At 73.0% G+C, this 17,502-nt stretch carries 15 protein-coding genes; 12 read left to right on the top strand and 3 right to left on the bottom strand.

Going from position 1 to position 17,502, the window contains the following annotated elements; translation table 11 throughout:
• Positions 1 to 432 precede the first annotated feature (432 nt).
• The 3 genes from HZS56_RS07770 to HZS56_RS07780 all read left to right on the top strand — a co-directional run bounded on the left by HZS56_RS07770 (position 433) and on the right by HZS56_RS07780 (position 3,252).
• On the top strand, positions 433 to 1,278 hold the full coding sequence (locus tag HZS56_RS07770) for a glycerophosphodiester phosphodiesterase family protein (protein WP_216719951.1): 846 nt from the start codon (positions 433 to 435) through the stop codon (positions 1,276 to 1,278).
• A gap of 127 nt (positions 1,279 to 1,405) precedes the next feature.
• The gene (locus HZS56_RS07775) at positions 1,406 to 2,044 is read left to right on the top strand and encodes an ATP-binding protein (protein WP_216719952.1); all 639 of its coding nucleotides are present in this window, start codon (positions 1,406 to 1,408) and stop codon (positions 2,042 to 2,044) included.
• Between the two features lie 242 nt (positions 2,045 to 2,286).
• Positions 2,287 to 3,252 (top strand): DUF5926 family protein, encoded by a 966-nt coding sequence (locus HZS56_RS07780; RefSeq protein WP_216719953.1) that lies wholly within the window; start codon positions 2,287 to 2,289, stop codon positions 3,250 to 3,252.
• Between the two features lie 294 nt (positions 3,253 to 3,546).
• Here HZS56_RS07780 and HZS56_RS07785 read toward each other — a convergent pair whose 3' ends face one another.
• Both HZS56_RS07785 and HZS56_RS07790 read right to left on the bottom strand, forming a co-directional pair.
• Complete coding sequence (locus HZS56_RS07785; protein WP_308408019.1) at positions 3,547 to 4,365, bottom strand: hypothetical protein; 819 nt, start codon at positions 4,363 to 4,365, stop codon at positions 3,547 to 3,549.
• A 56-nt stretch (positions 4,366 to 4,421) separates the two neighbouring features.
• Positions 4,422 to 5,087, bottom strand: coding sequence for a bifunctional DNA primase/polymerase (locus HZS56_RS07790; RefSeq protein WP_216719954.1), 666 nt, complete (start codon positions 5,085 to 5,087; stop codon positions 4,422 to 4,424).
• Positions 5,088 to 5,772: 685 nt separating this feature from the next.
• Here HZS56_RS07790 and HZS56_RS07795 point away from each other — a divergent pair.
• Both HZS56_RS07795 and HZS56_RS07800 read left to right on the top strand, forming a co-directional pair.
• Positions 5,773 to 7,269 (top strand): PP2C family protein-serine/threonine phosphatase, encoded by a 1,497-nt coding sequence (locus HZS56_RS07795; RefSeq protein WP_216719955.1) that lies wholly within the window; start codon positions 5,773 to 5,775, stop codon positions 7,267 to 7,269.
• 132 nt (positions 7,270 to 7,401) lie between these two features.
• The gene (locus tag HZS56_RS07800; protein ID WP_216719956.1) at positions 7,402 to 8,898 is read left to right on the top strand and encodes an aminopeptidase P family protein; all 1,497 of its coding nucleotides are present in this window, start codon (positions 7,402 to 7,404) and stop codon (positions 8,896 to 8,898) included.
• Between the two features lie 155 nt (positions 8,899 to 9,053).
• Here the strand turns inward: HZS56_RS07800 and HZS56_RS07805 are convergent, their stop codons facing one another.
• Positions 9,054 to 9,515 carry an ATP-binding protein gene (locus tag HZS56_RS07805; RefSeq protein WP_216719957.1) on the bottom strand — a complete coding sequence of 154 codons (462 nt, stop codon included), beginning with the start codon at positions 9,513 to 9,515 and terminating at the stop codon, positions 9,054 to 9,056.
• Positions 9,516 to 9,786: 271 nt separating this feature from the next.
• On the opposite strand from HZS56_RS07805, the gene HZS56_RS07810 reads away from it, so the two are divergent.
• The 7 genes from HZS56_RS07810 (at position 9,787) to pheA (ending at position 17,373) form a co-directional block, all read left to right on the top strand.
• The gene (locus HZS56_RS07810) at positions 9,787 to 10,626 is read left to right on the top strand and encodes a hypothetical protein (RefSeq protein WP_216719958.1); all 840 of its coding nucleotides are present in this window, start codon (positions 9,787 to 9,789) and stop codon (positions 10,624 to 10,626) included.
• 265 nt (positions 10,627 to 10,891) lie between these two features.
• Positions 10,892 to 11,644 carry a YcnI family copper-binding membrane protein gene (locus HZS56_RS07815; protein WP_216719959.1) on the top strand — a complete coding sequence of 251 codons (753 nt, stop codon included), beginning with the start codon at positions 10,892 to 10,894 and terminating at the stop codon, positions 11,642 to 11,644.
• Between the two features lie 128 nt (positions 11,645 to 11,772).
• Positions 11,773 to 12,423 carry an SCO family protein gene (locus tag HZS56_RS07820; RefSeq protein ID WP_216719960.1) on the top strand — a complete coding sequence of 217 codons (651 nt, stop codon included), beginning with the start codon at positions 11,773 to 11,775 and terminating at the stop codon, positions 12,421 to 12,423.
• Positions 12,420 to 12,965, top strand: coding sequence for a copper chaperone PCu(A)C (locus HZS56_RS07825; protein WP_216719961.1), 546 nt, complete (start codon positions 12,420 to 12,422; stop codon positions 12,963 to 12,965). The genes HZS56_RS07820 and HZS56_RS07825 overlap by 4 nt, the downstream gene beginning before the upstream one ends.
• 15 nt (positions 12,966 to 12,980) lie before the next feature.
• Positions 12,981 to 15,032, top strand: coding sequence for a copper resistance CopC/CopD family protein (locus tag HZS56_RS07830; protein ID WP_216719962.1), 2,052 nt, complete (start codon positions 12,981 to 12,983; stop codon positions 15,030 to 15,032).
• An 8-nt stretch (positions 15,033 to 15,040) separates the two neighbouring features.
• The gene (gene efeB / locus HZS56_RS07835) at positions 15,041 to 16,360 is read left to right on the top strand and encodes an iron uptake transporter deferrochelatase/peroxidase subunit (RefSeq protein WP_216719963.1); all 1,320 of its coding nucleotides are present in this window, start codon (positions 15,041 to 15,043) and stop codon (positions 16,358 to 16,360) included.
• A gap of 80 nt (positions 16,361 to 16,440) precedes the next feature.
• A complete protein-coding gene (pheA, locus tag HZS56_RS07840; RefSeq protein WP_216719964.1) occupies positions 16,441 to 17,373 on the top strand; it encodes a prephenate dehydratase in 933 nt (310 codons plus the stop codon).
• The last annotated feature ends 129 nt before the right edge of the window (positions 17,374 to 17,502 follow it).

The raw sequence follows: 17,502 nt of genomic DNA on the forward strand, positions 1-17,502 counted from the left end.
GTGCCCGCCTGCGCCGCCGTGGGAGGCAGCTGTGCGGTCGGGGCCTCGCCGGGGGGAGCCGTCGGGGACTCCGGGGCCCGGGGCGGGGCGGAGGCAGCGGGAGCATCCACCGGCACGGGAGGTGCGGACTGGGCCGGGGGTACCGCGGTGCCCTCGTTCTCGGTGCTCACAGCTTCTCTCCTCGTTCCACGGCTGTTTGTCGGTCACCCCGGTCGCGCTCAGCGGCACTCACGCGCCGCTCCACGGTCCGGCGCGATGCGGACGTGCCGGTGTTCTTGTATGCCTTCAGCTTTTCCCACGAGCCGTCAGAGCACCATAAGCGGTTGCTGTGGGTCTCCGACCGTCCTTTATATGGGTTATCCAAGACTAAACGGACGCGCTGCCGATTCCGCCGACGGCACGTCTACCCGCCCGCGGTGGCACCATGACGCGGTGACCCACGCACGACAGCACCGGATTCAGGTCGTTGCCCACCGCGGAGCCTCCGAGGAAGCCCCCGAGCACACGCTCGCCGCGTACCGGAAGGCGATCGAGGACGGAGCGGACGCCCTCGAGTGCGATGTGCGCCTGACCGCCGACGGCCACCTGGTCTGCGTGCACGACTGGCGCGTCAACCGTACGTCGAACGGTCGGGGCGCGGTCTCCGCGCTGGAGCTCGCGGACCTGGCCGCCCTCGACTTCGGCGCCCGCCGGACCCGCGAGTTCTGGCGCACGCGCGACGAGCAGCCCGACTGGGAGCACCGGCCCGAGGACCGGGAGGAGACCTCCGTCCTGACCCTGGAGCGACTGCTCCAGCTCGTGTCCGACGCGGGGCGGCGGGTCGAGCTGGCCATCGAGACCAAGCACCCGACACGCTGGGCGGGGCAGGTCGAGGAGCGGCTGCTGCTGCTTCTGAAGCGGTTCGGGCTCGACGCCCCCGCCTCGGCCGAGGAGTCCCCGGTGCGGGTGATGAGTTTCTCGGCACGGTCGCTGCACCGGGTGCACGCCGCGTCACCGACGCTGCCGACGGTCTATCTGATGCAGTTCGTCTCACCCCGGCTGCGCGACGGCCGACTGCCCGCGGGTGTCCGGATCGCGGGCCCCTCCATCCGGATCGTGCGCAACCACCCCGCCTACATGGAGCGACTGAAGCAGGCCGGGCATCAGGTGCACGTATGGACCGTGAACGAGACCACCGACGTGGATCTCTGCGCCGGCCTGGGGGTCGACGCCATCATCACCAACCGGCCTCGCTCCGTCCTGGAGCACTTGGACCGCCTCAACGACCTGGGCCGCTGATGCGCCCCTGAGCCTTGACCCGGCGGCCCGTCCGGCGCATTCTCCGGTCTCGGCCACACCGACGAAATCGAGCCATGTGATTACGGGGTGTGCTCCGGCGCGTTCGGTGCGTGTTCGGCCGTGTCGAATGCGTCACTGGGCGGGTACGGGCCGGTTTCCGGCTCAGGCCGGAGGGGCATCCACACCGTGGCGTGGGGCGAAGGAGGTCTCGGGGGTGGCGTTGGTGGTGGCACAGGAAGTGCCCGCGTCGTCAAGCATGGCCGTTCCCCATGGTCCTGCGGGCGTGGGGAAAGCAAGACACCGCATGCGTGATCAGTTGCGCAGAGGCGGCGTGGCGGAATCGGTCATCGACGACGCTGTACTGGTCCTTTCGGAACTTTTGAGCAATGCCTGCAAGCACGGCCGACCACTCGGTGACGCGCTCGCCGGGGACGGCGACGTGCGAGCCGCATGGCAGGTGGACGCGGGCGGCCGACTGGTGGTGGAGGTCACGGACGGTGGCGGCCCGACCCGCCCGGCTCCGGCGAAGCCCTCGGTCACCGCGCACGGCGGCCGCGGGCTGAACATCATCACCGCGCTCGCCGACGACTGGGGGGTACGGGACGACGCACGCGGCGAGGTCACGGTCTGGGTCGTCGTCCACGACGACGTGCACGACCCGGACGCCGGACACCGCCGTGACGACTTCGCCGCCCGGATATCGGCACCGGCGGTGTCGGAGATCCCCGGCCTGGACTTCGCGGACGCCTTCGACGAGTTGGGCTGACTGCCTGGAGAAGCGGCCCCAGTGGCCACCGGCTGCCTGCTCGCAGTCCGAGGCTGAGGTGCCGGCGTCGGCGTCGGCGCCGTGGCCGGGGGGGGGATGCCGTGGCCTTCGCCGTGCTGCGGGACTTGGGAGCCCGCGGCCGGTGCCCCCGTGGGTGCGTTGTCCACAGGGCCCCGTCGGCCGCAGCGGGAACGGCTAGGCTCGCGCCGTACGAGTAGAGCCGTAACCGGGAGACACCCACGATGGCCAAGAAGCGACCCCAGACGAAGGCCAAGCGGCCCCAGCTCGACGACGCCGAGATCCCGGTCGTCGGTGCCCGCGAGCCCTGCCCCTGCGGCAGTGGCCGCCGGTACAAGGCCTGTCACGGCCGGGCCGCCGCACAGGCCACGACCGCGCTGGTGCACCGCCCCTTCGAGGGGCTGGCCGGCGAGTGCGACTGGGTGGCGCTGCGGGAGCTCGTGCCCGCGGCCACGGCCGGGCTGACGCTGCGCGACGGTCTGCCCGAGGGCGTCCCCTCCGTCACGCTGGCCACGGTGCTCCCGATGGCGTGGCCCGCCCTGCGCCGCGACGACGGCTCGGTCCTCCTCGGCCTGCAGAACGACACGGCGTCGGGCGACATCAGCCGCGACCTCGCCGACACCCTCCAGCGGGCGCTGGCCGCGGATCCGGGCACGCCGGTGCAGGGCCGGCGTGCACCGGCCGAGGGACCGCGGCTGCAGGACCTGCTCGCTCCCGGCGCAGCTTTCGAGCCAGAGGTGCACCCGGGCTTCGAGTTCTGGGTGCCGGACCCGGAGAGCGCCACGCCGGACGTGACCGCCTCCCTGGAGCGGGCCAACGCCGCGGCCATCCCGACCGTCCGGCTGCAGAGCGTGGACGCCGCGTACTGGTGCGAGACCCCGGAGAAGAATCACCTGCGCTGGGTCATGCCCCACGAGGAGGAGCGCCTTCTGGACGCTCTCGCCCGGCTGCACGCCGCAGGCGGTTCCTCCCTCGGGGAGGGCACGCGCCTCGTCGGTTCCTTCCGCGCCCACGGGCTCACCGTGCCGGTGTGGGACCTCCCGAGCGACACGACCGCACAGGACGTCGAGAAGCCGGCCGCCGAGTTCGCGGAGCGCCTCGCCGGCGCCCTGGCCACGGACGCACCGCTCACCCACGACGAGCGCCGGGCGCGTGGCGGCCTGACCAACCGGCAGGTCACCCTCAGCTGACGCGCCGCCCGACGGGTGTTCCGGTCGGCGTCCCGGCGAAGTCCCGGACGGCACGCCCGCCATCCGCCGGCCGCCGTAACGCCCTCCGGGGGCCGGGGGCCGGGGCGGGAGCTGGTGACACCAGTCACAACTCCCGGCACGGACAGGCCAGTCGGTGACCGGAAACCAAAAGATCGAATTTGCTAACCGCCGATCTCTTGTTACCGTTCGAGTAGCCCGGTTGCTGGTGCATCCCCCGTCGCCAGCAACCGGGTCTTTCCGTGCGCTCGGCCGCACACGCACCGCAGTCGGCCGTCAACTCCCCGTTTCTGCAGGTGAGTTGCCGTCCGGGACGACGCTGCCGTCCGTGCCGTCTCCGCCGCTCGCGTCACCCTTGTCCCCGACAGCACCGACAGCACCGACAGCACCACCGGCGGCGTCGGCACCCGCGGCACCCGTCACCCCTGCGTCGCCGTTGCTCCCGGCCCTCAGCAGCAGCGGTCCGTACCCGGCCCGCCTCGCGAACTCCGCGACCGCCGTGTACCCGGCGGCCCCGCCCGGGGCGCGTTTCCGCGGCGTCTCGCAGGTACCCGGCGCGTCCTCGGCGCTCACCGCGCAGTGGGTCCGCAGACTGTGCCCGTCGTCCCCGATGAGACTCAGCACGGACTCGAGCGGGATGCCGGTGACGTTGCGGTAGTAGGTCCGCGCCCAGGTCTGCGTGCCCTGGACCAGGACGCAGGTCTGGGCCTCGACACCGCCGGGTGAGGTGAGTTCGGGACCGCAGCGCACGGCCGTGGCCGGTCCGGGCGGCAGCGGGGCACGGGTGGGCGGCAGGATCCCGGCGGGGATGCGGCCCGGCCCCTCGGGCGCCTTGTCGTCGCCGTCCTGCGCGAGGATCCGGGTCTCCGTCGCGGGGGCGTCGTGCCCGCCGTCACCCGGAGGCCCCGCGGATGCCACCGCGAACGGCAGTACGACCGCGCACACCGCCAAGCCGACGAACCCGCACAGGCAGACCCGCCGACGGCCCGGACCGGCACGATGCACCCCGCCGGACCGGTGCAGCCGGACGGGGTGGTGCAGCCCGACGCGGCGGTGCGGCCCGACGGCGCGGTGCTCCCCTGCATGAAGCGGCATGGGGCGGACGATAACGACGGCGGGCGGGCACGGACTCCCGCGCGCGCCGGACGCCCCTAGAACTCGGGCGCGCTCACACCCGTACGAGTGAGTGCGTCGACCGCCGCGTCCACGACGGCCTCGACGTCGGGCACCCAGGGCGAGGCCGAGCCGGGCAGCGGCGCCCGTTCCCAGCGGACGGCGCCGGCGCCGGTCTCGGACGGGGGCAGCGCCAGGTAACCGCCCTCGCCGTGGAAGCGCAGGGAGCCGGGGACGAAGTCCTTGGCGTAGAGCAGCTCGCCGAGCTGCTCCATGGAGTACGGCCGCACCAGCAGCGCCCAGCGAGTGGGCGAGGCGACCACCGGACCGAGACGGAGGCCCACCCGGTCGAGCGCGGCCAGGGCGTGGGCGGCCGGGAGGGCGGGCAGCGAGACGGCGCACGGGGCGCTGCCGCCGGTGGCGAGGACGATCGGCGCGGCGGGCCGGTTGGTCCACCACCAGCGCACCATCCGGGCGTCGGTGGTGGCCGCGAGGAGACCGGGGTCGAAGGGGTGCGCACCCGCCACCGCGCACTCCGGATCCGGGCAGCCGCAGCCCGACCGCGCCTCCGGGTCCGCCGCCGCGCCCGGGAGGACGGGCCACTGCCATTGCGTCGCGTAGGTCAGCGCCGCGCCGATCAGCTCGGGCCGCCCGTCGTCGTGCTGGGACAAGAACCTGCGTCGCCTTCCGAGGATCTCGCGCATGAGCGCTCGTTCCTTTCCGTTGCACGCCTGGCAACACCGTGGTCACTCACACCATGTGTCGAGCATTCGCTGTGCGTAGCTGGTGGCGCATCACATCCCTGCCACGGGGACCCGCCGGGAACGTCCCCGAGAGGAACGCCTCCGCCGAGGGCGGGGAACCGCTGTGGGCCCCCATGGGCCCATGGGCCCCTGTGGGTCGAGCACTGACTGCGTCCGTGACGGTTCCGTCCACGCTGCGTCTGTCAAAGCATGGACGTGGCGCGGGGGTGGCGAAGTCTGGCGTTTGCCGTCCCGCGTATTTCTCTCGGCCTCCGCCACGGGAGGATGGGGCTCGGTCGTCGGTGGATAGGACGCCCGGGTCCGTCGCCAGGTTCCAGGTGGCCCCCAACCACCCCTGGTCTTCTCCGGGTACGTACCCATCACGACCGCTGTGACGCTCCGTGAAGCACCCCCAGTCGACCGCAACAAGGCGTCCTCCGGGGCAGTTTCAAGCCAACTTTGCTTTTCCGCAAGGGTCCGGGAAGGAAGCCACTCACACCTCGCGGACACCAGGAAACCCAGCAGGACAATGCTGGACATCTCCTTACGAGTGCGTGTACATGTGGAGACACTGCCAGCGGCGCAGAATGACATGGGGGTTTGCGATGCTTTTGAGCAGTAAGCACCGGTCGGAAAGCCGGACGCCATGAAGGCCCCGCACCCCGCGAAAGTGGCCGGAATCGATTCAACGGTGCCGGCCCCCGCACACACTGTCGCGTCCGCCGCAGCCGGCCCGGACGCCCCCGGTGCCCTGCTCCAGGACCGGCTGGCCGGTTGGGTCTCGGACCTCACGACCCTGCACGAACTGACCGAGAGACTGGTCCGTACGGACACCCTGTCCGAAGGCATCGAGGAAGTACTGCGCGCCGGAGCCGCCCTGGTGGGCGCCCGGCGCGGACTCGTCGTCCTGGAACCGGCCGACGGCCTGGGCCCCGACACCACCGTCGGCCTCGGACTGGCCCGCGCCGATCTCGGCCACCTGGAGACCGTGCCCCGCAGCTGCCTCTCCCACGGCCGGATCCTGGACGGGCTGCCGGTCGGCGAGGACGGCATCGCCGAGCCCGACCTGCTCGCCGAGAAGGGCCTCGACCCCCGCCACCGCGAGGTCGCCGCACGCCTCGGTTACGCCGCCAGCTACGCGCTCCCCCTGACGGTCGAAGGCGCGGGGCCGGCCCCCGGTGGTACCGGAACGTCCACCGGGGGCAGCGGACCGACGGCCGGGGACACCGGAGCGTCCGCCGTGGGCCCCCGGCCGACCGCCGGGGGCGCCGGCCCGTCCGCCGGGCGCACCCGCCGGCTCGGCGCCGCCGTCTGGCTCTACGACGAACCCGCGGAACCGGGCGCCCGGCCGCGCCACCTCGCCGGCCTCTACACCCGGTACGCCGCACAGCACCTGGCCCGGCTCCTGGAGGTCGAGCGCACCCGCGCCTCCATGGCGACGATGGCCGGGGAACTGCTGCCCTCCCGTCTGCCCCGGGTGGCCGGCGTCCAGCTCGCCGCCCGGCACCGCACGGGCCCGCGGGGCGGCGGCGACTGGTACGACGCGCTGCCGCTCCCGGACGCCGCGCTCGGTCTCGCCGTCGGCTCCGTCACCGGGTCGGGTCCCAGTGCCGTCGCCGCGATGGGCCGGCTGCGCGCCTCGCTGCGCGCGTACGCCGTGATGGAGGGCGAGGATCCGGTCGCCGTCCTGTCCGACCTGGAGCTGCTGCTGCGGCTCACCGAACCCGCCCGCTCGGCCACGGCCCTGTTCGGCTACTGCGAGCCCGCGCTGCGCCGGATCACCCTGGCCGGTGCCGGGCACAGCCCGCCGCTGCTGATCGGTGAACGGCGCACGGAGTTCGCCGAGACGTCCGTCTCCGCGCCGCTCGGCATGCTGGCCTGCTGGGAGGCGCCCAGTGTGGAGCTGCAGGCCGAGCCCGGAGAGACGGTTCTGCTCTACACCGACGGGCTGCTGCACCGCACCGGCGACCCGGCCGACCGCGCCTTCGCCCGGCTGCACGCGGCCGCGGCCGGCGTCCCCCGGGCCGCCCGTCACGATCCGGACGCCGTCGCGGAGCACGTACTGCGCACGGTGCTGCCGGGCGGAAGGGCCGAGGCCGACTCCGAGGAGGACGTGGTGCTGCTGGCGGTCAGGTTCGAATAGCGGTCACTGACACCCCGCACTCCACGGATAACGGACGGTAGCCCCCTCGTGTAACAGGCCCTTCGCCCCTGGGCCCCCTTCCGTACGTCCGTACGATGGGGGTGGTCCAGTGCCGTATCGAGGAGGATGACCGTGGCGGAGGAGCTCACCCCGGAGAACTCGGAGACCCCGGAGAACCCGGAGAATCCGGATACCCCGGAGACCGAGGCCGAGGAGCCGGCCAAGCAGCGCAAGAACGGCCTGTACCCGGGCGTCTCCGACGAGCTGGCCGAGAGCATGAAGTCCGGCTGGGCCGACACGGAGCTGTACGACCTGGAGCCGATCGCCCAGGCCGCCGAGACCGCCGCCCGCCGCGCCGCACTGTCCGCCCGCTTCCCGGGCGAGCGCCTGGTGATCCCCGCGGGCAACCTGAAGACCCGGTCGAACGACACGGAGTACCCCTTCCGCGCCTCGGTGGAGTACACGTACCTCACGGGCAACCAGACCGAGGACGGCGTGCTGGTCCTGGAGCCCGAGGGCGACGGCCACGCCGCGACGATCTACCTCCTGCCTCGCTCGGACCGCGAGAACGGCGAGTTCTGGCTGAACGGCCAGGGCGAGCTGTGGGTCGGCCGCCGCCACTCCCTCACCGAGGCCGGGAAGCTCTACGGCATTCCCGCCTCCGACGTCCGCGAGCTGGCCGGCGCCCTGCGCGAGGCCACCGGCCCGGTGCGCGTCGTACGCAGCTACGACGCCGGCATCGAGGCGGCCCTCACCGACAAGGTCACCGCCGAGCGCGACGAGGAGCTGCGCGTCTTCCTGTCCGAGGCCCGCCTGGTCAAGGACGAGTTCGAGATCGGTGAGCTGCAGAAGGCCGTCGACTCCACCGTGCGCGGCTTCGAGGACGTCGTGAAGGTCCTCGACAAGGCCGAGGCGACCAGCGAGCGCTACATCGAGGGCACCTTCTTCCTCCGCGCACGCGTGGAGGGCAACGACGTCGGCTACGGCTCCATCTGCGCCGCCGGACCGCACGCCTGCACCCTGCACTGGGTCCGCAACGACGGCCCCGTCCGCTCCGGCGACCTGCTGCTCCTCGACGCGGGCGTGGAGACGCACACGTACTACACGGCGGACGTCACGCGCACGCTGCCGGTCAACGGCACGTACACCGAGCTGCAGAAGAAGATCTACGACGCGGTGTACGACGCCCAGGAGGCCGGCATCGCGGCGGTCAAGCCGGGCGCCAAGTACCGGGACTTCCACGACGCCGCCCAGCGGGTGCTGGCCGAGCGGCTCGTCGAGTGGGGCCTGGTCGAGGGCCCGGTCGAGCGAGTGCTCGAGCTGGGCCTGCAGCGCCGCTGGACGCTGCACGGCACCGGTCACATGCTCGGCCTGGACGTCCACGACTGCGCCTCCGCCCGCGTGGAGTCGTACGTGGACGGCACGCTCGAGCCCGGCATGGTGCTCACCGTCGAGCCGGGCCTGTACTTCCAGGCCGACGACCTGACCGTGCCCGAGGAGTACCGGGGCATCGGTGTGCGCATCGAGGACGACATCCTCGTCACCGCCGACGGCAACCGGAACCTGTCCGCCGGGCTGCCGCGCCGGTCGGACGAGGTCGAGGAGTGGATGGCCGCGCTCAAGGGCTGACGGCCGGAAGCGCCGACGCGCCACAGCACCGACGCACCGACGCACCGACGCACCGACGCACCGACGCACCGACGCACGACCAACGGCCGGGCACCGTAAAGGGTGTCCGGCCGTCGTCGTGCCGTCGTTGCCACCACTGGAGGGAGCCGGCGGTGCTACACCGCCATCAGCGGTGTGCCCTCCCGCCACTTGAGGATCTTGTCGAAACTCACCACGGACCCGGAGCGGCCCGGGGCGCCCCCGATGTGGACGTGGTCGGCGAGTTCCCGGATGAGACCCAGGCCGCGCCCGCTCTCCGCGTCGGCCGACGCCACGGGAATCCGTACGGCCGCGCCCGCCGCGACGGAGGAGAAGCCGGGCCCCGAGTCGGCGACCTCGATGCGGCACCGTTCGCCGTCCAGGTAGGCCGTGACGCGGTAGGCCTGCGCGGGCCCGCCCAAGGCATCGTCCCCGCCGTGCTCGACGGCGTTGGCACAGGCCTCGCTGAGGGCGACGGAGAGGTCGAAGGAGATGTCGGGGTCGACGCCCGCGGTCTCCATGGTGCCGATCAGCAGGCGGCGGGCCAGGGGCACGCTCGCAGCCTCGCGCCGCAAATGGAGTGACCACCAGATGCTCATGCTCCAGCCTCCCGGCCGCGGCTCGACGTACCGATACGTATTGCCGCTCACCACGGGACGTAAGCCCACCCCGCCCGTGACACCGCTCATCTGGCGGATGCGCCCCGCCAGCGGCGGGTGTATGCGGGACGCCTCGTACCAGAGCGTGACCCTCCACCCGAATCCGGATGTACGCGGTCCCTTCCGGTCGCAGGGGCCTCCTTGCGGACGTACGGCATCTTGTGGACCTGCCGTACCGCGCGGGGGACGTCAGTGCGATGATGAGGCCGCCATGACTGCCCCCCACCCGCCATCGGCGCGTTCCGGGAACGACCTCCGGATCCTGCGGGCCGCGGTGTTCGCCGCGGTCTGCGTCGTGCTGGCCGCGGCGGGGCACACGCTCGCCTCCTGCGCGGCCGTTCCGCTGTGGTCGCTGGGCACGGGCTTCCTCGGGGCGGTCGTGGTCGCCGTGCCCCTCGCCGGGCGGCGGCGTTCGCTGCCCGGCATCGCCCTGCTGCTCGCCGTCGGGCAGACCGCACTGCACGCCCTGTTCGGTCTCGGCCAGCACGGCACCACCGCGGCCGCGGCGTCCGGTACGGCCATCGCGTCCACCGGCACCGCGGGCACCCTGTCCGACGCCTCCCTCGTGCAGCAGGCCGCACGGCTGGTCTGCGGGACCACCGCGGCGGCGATCAGCCCGGCCCAGGCCCAGCGGATCCTCGACGACGCGCGGATCGCGCCCGACGCGGTGTCCGGCGCCGCGCACCATCCCGCCGACGCCCTCGGCGCCCCGGTCCCGCTGCTGCCGTCGCTGCCGATGCTGCTCGGCCACGTCCTTGCGGCCCTGGCCGCCGGGTGGCTGCTGCGCCGCGGCGACCTGGCCCTGGCCCGGCTCATGGAGCTGTCGGCGCACTCCGCCCACACGATGGCCGAGGCCGCCTTCGTACGGGCTCTGCGCGCGGCGCTGTCCCTGGTGCGCGCCCTGCACGCCGGGCTCGCGGGCGCCCCCGGCACGGGTCCGCGGACGCCGCGGGCCGCCCGCCCGGCGCCGCCGCGGCCGTGCACCGCGGCACTCCAGCACACGGTGATCAGGCGCGGCCCGCCGGGTGACGAGTTCGCCCTCGCCGCCTGACACGACGCGACCGCCAGCCCGTTCCCGGCGCGCCGGCCCGACCTGGTTCCACCCTGTCGGCCCGGCCTCGGCCGGAGTCGGAGGCCGGAGGTGCCGTCGTCGTGCGGCACGCGCGCGTGCGCGCTTTCCTCCCGTGACGTCTGTGACTCACTCCTGTGACCTGCTGTCACCTGCTGTGACCTGCTGTCATCTGCTGTCACGTCCACCGTCGTCGCCACCGGGCCGCTACCCGGTGCGATGCCCACCCGAAGCGGAGTGCCCATCCATGAAGGCTTCCCGTATCGCCGCCGCCGGCGCCGTCTCCGGCATCGCCGTCCTCGCCCTGTCCGCCCCCGCGTTCGCGCACGTCAGCGTCCAGCCGGAGGGCACCGCCGCCAAGGGCGGCTACGCGGTCGTGGACTTCAAGGTCCCCAACGAACGCGACAACGCCTCCACCACCAAGCTGGAGGTCAGCTTCCCCACCGACCACCCGCTGGCGTCCGTGATGCCGGAGCCGGTACCGGGCTGGAAGGCCGAGGTGACCAAGTCCAAGCTGGACAAGCCGCTTGAGTCGCACGGCCAGCAGATCACCGAGGCCGTCTCCAAGGTGACCTGGACCGCCGACGGCAAGGGCATCGAGCCCGGCTACTTCCAGAAGTTCCCGGTCTCCCTCGGCGCGCTGCCCGAGGACACCGACCAACTGGTCTTCAAGGCCGTCCAGACGTACTCCAACAAGGAGGTCGTGCGCTGGATCGAGGTGCCGCAGGAGGGCCAGGAGGAGCCCGACACCCCGGCACCCGTGCTGGAGCTGGCCGCCGCCGAGGGCGACGCCCACGGCGCGTCGGGCGCGAAGTCCGGGGACGACGCCGAGGCCGCGGCCCAGAACACCGCGGCCGACAGCTCCTCCGACTCCGGTTCGGGTGACGGCAGCGACACCACCGCCCGGGTCCTCGGCATCGTCGGCATCGTCGTCGGTGCGGCGGGCGTCGCCTACGGCGTGCTGGCCGGCCGCCGGCGCGACTCCGGTGCGTCGGCGTAGCAACGCCCGCACCGGTGCGTCGGCGCGACCCCGCCGACGCATCTCACGTCCGGTGCGCGCCGGGCGTCCCCGTCCTCGCGACGGAACCCGGCGCGCACCGGAGCACTTCACATCTGGGACATATCTCTATGCGCAAGAAGACATTCGCCGCGGCCGCCCTGCTCGCCGCCGCCACCCTCACGCTGTCCGCCTGCGGCAGCGGGGCCGACAGCGACAAGCCCGCCACCGTGGTCTCCGAGGACACCAGCCAGCAGGCCGCCACCGTCCTCGACAAGCCCTTCGAGAAGCCCGACCTGGTCCTCACCGACACCCGGGGCAAGGAGTACGACCTCCGCGAGCAGACCGCCGGGAAGCCCACCCTGGTCTACTTCGGGTACACCCACTGCCCCGACGTCTGCCCGCTGACCATGAACAACATCGCCGTGGCCAAGAAGCAGCTGTCCCAGGCCGAGCAGGACGAACTCCAGGTCGTGTTCGTGAGCACCGACCCGGAGCGGGACACCCCGGCCGCGCTCGGCAAGTGGCTCAAGGGCATCGACTCGCAGATCGTCGGCCTGACCGGCGACTTCGACACCATCCAGGCCGGCGCCCGCACCCTCGGCATCTCGATCGACCCGCCGTCCAAGGACAAGAACGGCAAGATCGTATCCACCCACGGCACCCAGGTCGTCGCCTTCTCCCCGAAGTCCGACGCGGGCTACGTCCTCTACGGCGAGGACGCCACCGTCGACGACTACACCAAGGACCTGCCCAAGCTCATCAAGGGGCAGAACCCGTGAGGCGCGGCCGCCCCGCCCTTGCCGCGCTGGCGGTGATCGGCGCCGTGGCCCTCGCGGGCTGCGGCGGCCAGGACTCCGGTGCGTCGGGCTCCGACGCCTCGGGCTCGGGTTCCTCGGGCTCGGGTTCCGGTTCCCCGGGTTCCGGGGCCGAGCTCTCGGTCGGTGGCGGCTACATACCGCAGCCGGTCTCCGACTCGATGGCGGCCGGGTTCCTCACCATCTCCAACGAGGGCGACGAGGCGGACCAGCTGACCTCCGTCACGAGCGAGGCGGGCGAAGTCACCCTGCACGAGACCGTCGACGGGACGATGAAGGAGTCCGACCGCTTCGAGGTCCCGGCCCACGGGAAGCTCGTGTTCGAGAGCGGCGGCAACCACCTCATGTTCGAGGAGCTGCGGCAGCAGCCGAAGCAGGGACAGTCGGTCGCCGTCGAGCTGCACTTCGCCCACTCCGACCCCGTCACGGTCGAACTGCCCGTGAAGGCGGCCACCTACCGGCCCGCCGACGGGCACTCCGCACACTCCGAGCACACCGGACACTGAAGGAGGGACCACATCTTGACGCAGACCACCGCCCCGCGCGTCCGGACCCTGGTGCTGCTGCTCCTGGCCGCGGCCTGCGCGCTGCTGGCAGGCGCCGGACCGGCCTCCGCCCACGCCGCGCTCACCGGCAGCGACCCCCGGCAGGGGGCGGTGGTCGACCGGGCTCCGGCCCAGGTGTCGCTCACCTTCTCCGAGTCGGTCTCCATGGACGACGACTCGGTGCGCGTCCTCGACCCGAAGGGCAAGCGGGTCGACGACGGCGGGCCGTCCGGCACCGGCGGCACCACGTACGCCGTGAAACTGCACGCCGGGCTGCCCGACGGCACGTACACGGTGACCTACCAGGTCGTCTCCGCCGACAGCCACCCCGTCGCCGGCGCCTACACCTTCTCCGTCGGCGCCCCCTCCGAGACTTCCGTCTCCGCCACCGCCCAGGCGGCGGGCGGCGGGTTCATCGGCGCGCTGTACGGCGTCGGGCGGTACGTGTCGTACGCCGGGTTCGCCGTCCTGGTGGGCGGTGCCGCCTTCGTGCTCGCCTGCTGGCCGCGCGGCGCCGGGGTCCGGGTCGTGCAGCGGTTCACCGTCTCCGGATGGCTGGCGCTGACCGCCGCCACGCTGCTCCTCCTCCTGCTGCGCGGCTCCTACACCGGTTCCGGGAAGTTCGCCGACGTCTTCGACCTGGGCCTGCTCGGTGAGGTGCTGCAGACCAAGACCGGCGCCGCGCTGGTCTCCCGGCTGCTGCTGCTCGCGGCGGCGGCGCTGTTCGTCGCCGTGCTCTTCGGTGCCTACGACAAGCGCGAGGACGAGGAGAGACGGGACATCACCTTCGGCCTCGCCGTCGGCGGGACCGTCGTGGCGGCGGGTCTCGCGGCGACCTGGGCGATGTCCGAGCACGCCTCCGTCGGCCTCCAGGCGGGCCTCGCCATGCCGGTCGACGTCATCCACCTGATCGCCGTGGCCACCTGGTTCGGCGGCCTCACCGCACTGCTCGTCGTCCTGTACCGCGGCCCCGCCGACACGCCGGTGCCCGCCGCGGCCGTACGCCGGTTCTCGGCCGTCGCCTTCGGCAGCGTGGTCGCGCTGGTGGCGACCGGCACCTACCAGTCCTGGCGCCAGCTCGGCTCCTGGACCGCCTTCACCGACACCCGGTACGGACAGCTGCTGCTCGCCAAGATCGGTCTCGTGGCGGTGCTCGTCGGCATCGCCTACTTCTCGCGGCGCTGGACGGCCCGGCTCGCGGACACGGCGCCCGTCGTCGTACGCCAGCGGGACAAGGCCGTACGCCAGCGGGAGAAGACCGGGGCGAAGGCGTCCGGTGCCGCCAAGGGATCCGGGGGCTCGAAAGGGCCCGGTGCCTCGAAGGCGCCCAGGGAGGACTCGAAAGTGTCCGGAGGCTCGAAGGCTCCCGGGGACTCGAACGCGTCCGGTGCTTCGAAGGCGTCCGGGGGCTCGAACGCGTCCGGGGGCTCGAAGGGCTCAGGGGGTTCCCAGCGCGCCGCCCAGCTCGCCCGGCAGCGGGCGGCCGTGGACGCCGCCCGGCAGAAGCGGCAGCGTGACGCCGACCCGCACCGCCTCGGACTGCGCCGCTCCGTGCTCGCCGAGGCGGGCATCGCCGTCGTCCTGCTCGCCGTGACCACCGTCCTGACCCAGACCGAGCCCGGCCGGACCCAGGAGGAGGCCCAGGCGACCGGCGCGTCGTCGACCGCCCCGTCCGCCCCCTCCACCGGAGCGGTGACACTGGACATACCGTTCGACACCGGTGGCCAGAACGGCAAGGGCCTCGTACGGGTGGAGCTGGACCCCGCCCGAGTCGGCGCCAACGCCCTGCATCTCTACGTCGAAGGCCCGGACGGAACCGCCGTCGACGTCCCCGAGGTCAAGGTGGCGCTGACCCAGGAGGCCAAGGACATCGGACCGCTGCCGGTCGCACCCGACCACATCACCACCGGTCACTGGTCGGCGAGCGGGGTGCAGATCCCGGTGGCCGGCGACTGGGAGGTGGCCGTGACCGTGCGGACCTCCGACATCGACCAGGTGACCGTCTCCAAGAACGCGCAGATCGGCTGAACCGCACCATGACAGACCAGTCCGTCCCGCAGGCCCGGAGCTCCGAGGCTCCCCGTACGCCCTCCGGCGGGCCCGGGCCGCACGACTCCGGGAGCGGCGCCGACCGCGAGGGCTTCTCCCGCCGGCGCCTGCTCGGCACCGCCGGTGCCACCGGGCTCGTGCTCGGCGCGGCGGGCGCCGCCGCGGGATATGCCGCCGCTCCCTCCTCGGCGGCCACTCCCCTCACCTCGCTCGGCAGCGAGCGGGCGATGTTTCACGTGAAACACCAGCCCGGCATCACCACACCCCTGCAGGCCCGAGGCCATCTCGTCGCCTTCGACCTCGCCGCGGGCACCGGCCGCAAGGAGGCCGCCGCCCTGCTGCGCCGGTGGTCCGAGACCGCCCGGCGCCTGATGGCGGGCGAGCCGGCCGGAAGCCGTGACACGGACGTGGCCCGGGACGCCGGTCCCTCCTCGCTCACCGTGACCTTCGGGTTCGGACACAGCTTCTTCGGCCGGACCGGAATGGAGGCGCAGCGCCCGGCCGCCCTCGACCCGCTCCCGGACTTCTCCTCCGACCACCTCGACAAGAACCGCAGCAACGGCGACCTGTGGGTGCAGATCGGCGCCGACGACGCCCTGGTGGCCTTCCACGCCCTGCGCGCCCTCCAGCAGGACGCCGGGTCGGCCGCCCGCATCCGCTGGCAGATGAACGGCTTCAACCGCTCACCGGGAGCCACCGCCCACCCCATGACCGCCCGCAACCTCATGGGCCAGGTCGACGGCACGCGCAACCCGAAGCCCTCCGAGGACGACTTCGACCGCCGGATCTTCGTCCCCGGGCAGCCGGGAAACGACCCGGCCTGGATGGCGAACGGCTCCTACGTCGTCGTACGCCGCATCCGGATGCTCCTCGACGACTGGGAGAAGCTCTCCCTCGAGGCGCAGGAGGCCGTCATCGGCCGCCGCAAGTCCGACGGCGCGCCGTTGTCCGGGGGCACCGAGACGAGCGAGATGGACCTGGAGAAGACGGACGGCTCCGGGAGTCTCGTCGTCCCCGTCAACGCCCACGCCCGCATCACCCGCCCCGATCAGAACGGCGGCGCGGCCATGGTCCGCCGCCCCTTCTCGTACCACGACGGCTTCGACGCCGACGGCGTTCCGGACGCGGGCCTGCTCTTCATCTGCTGGCAGGCCGATCCGCTGCGGGGTTTCGTGCCCGTGCAGCGCAAGCTGGACCGGGGCGACGCGCTGTCTCCGTTCATCCGGCACGAGGCGAGCGGTCTGTTCGCGGTGCCGGGCGGGGCGGCCGAGGGAGAGTACGTGGGACAGCGGCTGCTGGAGGGATGAAACCGGCGGGGGATCACCCCGGGGAGGGGCCCGCACGAGACGCGTCCGCCCCGTCCCTCCGGGCCCATTAGGGTGAGGACATGCCAGCCAGTTACGCGTATCTCGGCCCTGAAGGCACCTTCACCGAAGTCGCCCTGCGCACACTCCCGGAGACGGCGACCCGGGACCTGGTGCCTTACGTCTCGGTCCAGTCCGCACTCGACGCGGTGCGCACCGGCGAGGCCGAGGCCGCCTTCGTACCGATCGAGAACTCCGTCGAGGGCGGCATCACCACCACCCTCGACGAGCTGGTCGCAGGCCAGCCGCTCATGATCTACCGCGAGGTGCTGCTGTCCATCACCTTCGCGCTGCTGGTCCGGCCGGGCACCAAGCTGTCGGACATCAAGACGGTCACCGCGCACCCCGCCGCCCAGCCGCAGGTCCGCAACTGGCTCAAGGCGCACCTCCCGGACGTGGCCTGGGAGTCCGCCGCCTCGAACGCGGACGGCGCCCGTCTGGTGCAGGAGGGCCGGTACGACGCGGCCTTCGCGGGCGAGTTCGCCGCGGAGCGCTACGGCCTGGAGGTGCTGGAGGCCGACATCCACGACGCGGAGAACGCCGAGACGCGCTTCGTACTGGTGGGGCGCCCGGCCCGGCCCGCGGCGCCGACCGGGGCGGACAAGACGTCCGTCGTGCTCTGGCAGCGCGACGACCACCCCGGCGGCCTGCGCGACCTGCTGGGCGAGTTCGCCACCCGCGGTGTCAACCTGACGCTGCTGCAGTCCCGCCCCACCGGCGCCGGCATCGGCAACTACTGCTTCTGCATCGACGCCGAGGGGCACATCACCGACCGCCGGGTGGCCGACGCACTGATGGGTCTGAAGCGGTCCTGTCTCCAGGTGCGCTACCTGGGGTCGTACCCGCGGGCCGAGGCCGGGCCGGCGGACGTGGACGCTGCGCGGCCGGGCACCTCGGACGAGGACTTCGTGGCGGCCGCGGACTGGGTGGCGCGCTGCCAGGACGGACGGTTCTGACCGACGGTTCCGGCGGGCGCCTCCGGGCATTCCCGGGACCTGCCCGGGCGGTCCGGTCCGGGAGTGCGGAGGCGATCAGCGGTCCGGGACCGCCCGTGCGGTGGGGCCCGGAACCCTGTCCGGGCGAAC

The sequence above is a fragment of the Streptomyces mayonensis genome (genome assembly GCF_018982965.1).
Taxonomy (GTDB): domain Bacteria; phylum Actinomycetota; class Actinomycetes; order Streptomycetales; family Streptomycetaceae; genus Streptomyces; species Streptomyces mayonensis.